Source organism: Okeania sp. SIO2B9 (assembly GCF_010672505.1).
Classification (GTDB): Bacteria; Cyanobacteriota; Cyanobacteriia; order Cyanobacteriales; family Microcoleaceae; genus Okeania; species Okeania hirsuta.
The window spans coordinates 1-2,463 of record NZ_JAAHGK010001147.1; the positions used below are offsets into that span (position 1 = coordinate 1).

Here is a 2,463-nt window from a genome sequence, read left to right on the forward strand (position 1 = left end):
AATTATTCGCGACCAAATAGAACAGTACGACCAAGATGTCAAAGTATCTAACGTTGGTACTGTTCTACAAGTGGGTGACGGTATTGCCAGGATTTATGGCCTAGACAAGGTAATGGCAGGAGAACTGGTAGAGTTCTCAGATGGTACAGTAGGTATTGCCCAAAACTTAGAAGAAGATAACGTAGCGGCAGTATTGATGGGTGAAGGCCGGGAAATTCAAGAAGGATCTGCCGTAACTGCCACAGGTAGAATTGCTCAAGTGCCAGTAGGAGAGGCCATGGTTGGCCGGGTGGTAGATGGTCTCGGTCGATCTGTTGATGGTAAAGGAGATATTCAAACCGATGACAGTCGTCTGATTGAATCTCCTGCTCCAGGAATTATCGAACGCCGTTCTGTTTGTGAACCTATGCAAACAGGTATCACTGCTATAGACTCGATGATTCCCATCGGTAGAGGTCAAAGGGAATTGATTATCGGTGACAGACAAACAGGTAAAACAGCGATCGCCATCGATACTATCATTAATCAAAAAGGTGAAGATGTTATCTGTGTATATGTGGCTATTGGTCAAAAAGCTTCTACTGTAGTTCAGGTAGTAAGTACCCTTGAAGAAAAAGGTGCAATGGATTACACCGTTGTAGTAGCTGCTAATGCCAGTGACCCTGCAACTCTCCAATACTTGGCTCCTTATACTGGTGCTACTATTGCTGAATACTTTATGTATAAAGGCAAAGCAACTCTGGTAATCTATGATGACCTTTCCAAGCAAGCTCAAGCTTATCGCCAGGTATCTTTGCTACTGCGTCGTCCACCAGGTCGTGAAGCATATCCAGGAGATGTATTCTATCTCCACTCCCGTCTCTTAGAAAGAGCTGCTAAACTCAATGATGATTTAGGTGGAGGCAGTATGACTGCTCTACCAATTATTGAAACTCAAGCTGGTGACGTTTCGGCCTATATTCCTACCAACGTTATCTCTATTACGGATGGTCAAATCTTCCTCTCCAGTGACCTATTCAACGCAGGTTTCCGCCCAGCAGTAAACGCAGGTGTTTCTGTGTCGAGGGTAGGTTCGGCTGCTCAGACCAAGGCTATGAAAAAAGTTGCTGGTAAGATTAAGCTAGAGCTAGCACAGTTTGCTGAATTAGAAGCGTTCTCTCAATTTGCCTCAGACTTGGATAAAGCTACCCAAAACCAACTGGCAAGAGGTCAGCGCTTGCGGGAGATTTTGAAACAATCTCAAAACTCACCTCGCTCTCTTCCCGAACAAGTAGCAGTGATTTATTCTGGTATTAATGGTTACTTGGATGATATCCCTCTTGAGAAGGTGACTAAATTTATTTCTGGTTTACTGGATTACTTGAACAACAGTAAGCCCAAGTTCGGTGAAATTATCGGTACTGAAAAGGTACTGACTGATGAAGCTCAAACTGTCTTAAAAGAAGGTATTACTGAGTATAAGCAAACATTCTTGGTATCTGCTTAAATTAGTTACTTTTAAGTATTAACATTTAGTGGTTAGTTGTTAATGCTCAAAAGCAACTAGCCACTAATTATTAGTTAGATGTAGTAATTAAAAGTCAGTTATCAGCAGTCAGCTTTGTTGTTTACCTGATACTACCTAACTTTTAAGACTAATTCGCACTTAATTTATAGGCGAATCTCTATAGATTTATTGAAAAAAAAGGGTTGAGAGTAACTAGATAGACAGATATGAGAAAGTTTAATCTAGTTGACTTAGTTGAGAATAAATTAAAAATTTCCCTTCTTCTTTCTTCCTTGTTACTTCTTACTTCTTCCTACACAAAATCATGCCTAATTTAAAAGCTATTCGCGATCGCATCAACTCGGTCAAAAACACTAAAAAAATTACAGAAGCAATGCGCCTAGTGGCCGCTGCTAAAGTACGTCGTGCCCAGGAACAAGTGATTAATACTCGGCCCTTTGCCGACCGCCTTGCCCAAGTTTTATACGGACTTGCCGAACGTTTACAATTTGAAAGTGTAGATTTACCCCTACTAAAACAAAGGGAAGTTAAAACAGTTGGGTTATTAGTAATTTCTGGAAATCGTGGTTTATGTGGTAGCTATAACAGCAGCATAATTAAACGTGCAGAAATTAGAGCTCGTGAACTCACTGAGCAAGGAGTTGATTATAAATATTTATTGATTGGACGTAAAGCAATTCAATATTTCCAACGTCGGGAAGCTCCAATTTTAAACACTTATGATAATCCTGAAAAAATTCCTACAGCTGATGATGCTTCTGCAGTTACTGATGAAGTACTTGCTGATTTTCTCTCAGGATCAGTAGATAGAATAGAGTTGGTTTATACCAAATTTATTTCACTAATTAGCTCTAAACCAGTTATTCAAACTCTCTTACCTCTCGATCCTCAAGGTTTAGAAGTTCAAGATGATGAAATCTTCCGTTTAACTACTAAAGGTGGTCACTTTGAAGTAT

Annotated in this window: 2 protein-coding genes; both read left to right on the forward strand. The window is 40.1% G+C overall.

Annotated elements, in window-relative coordinates; translation table 11 throughout:
- Position 1 precedes the first annotated feature (1 nt).
- On the forward strand, positions 2-1,486 hold the full coding sequence (gene atpA, locus F6K13_RS28285; RefSeq protein ID WP_287289173.1) for a F0F1 ATP synthase subunit alpha: 1,485 nt from the start codon (positions 2-4) through the stop codon (positions 1,484-1,486).
- A gap of 325 nt (positions 1,487-1,811) precedes the next feature.
- Positions 1,812-2,463, forward strand: a 652-nt coding sequence (gene atpG / locus F6K13_RS28290) for an ATP synthase F1 subunit gamma (RefSeq protein ID WP_287289175.1), incomplete at its 3' end; no start/stop codon positions are given.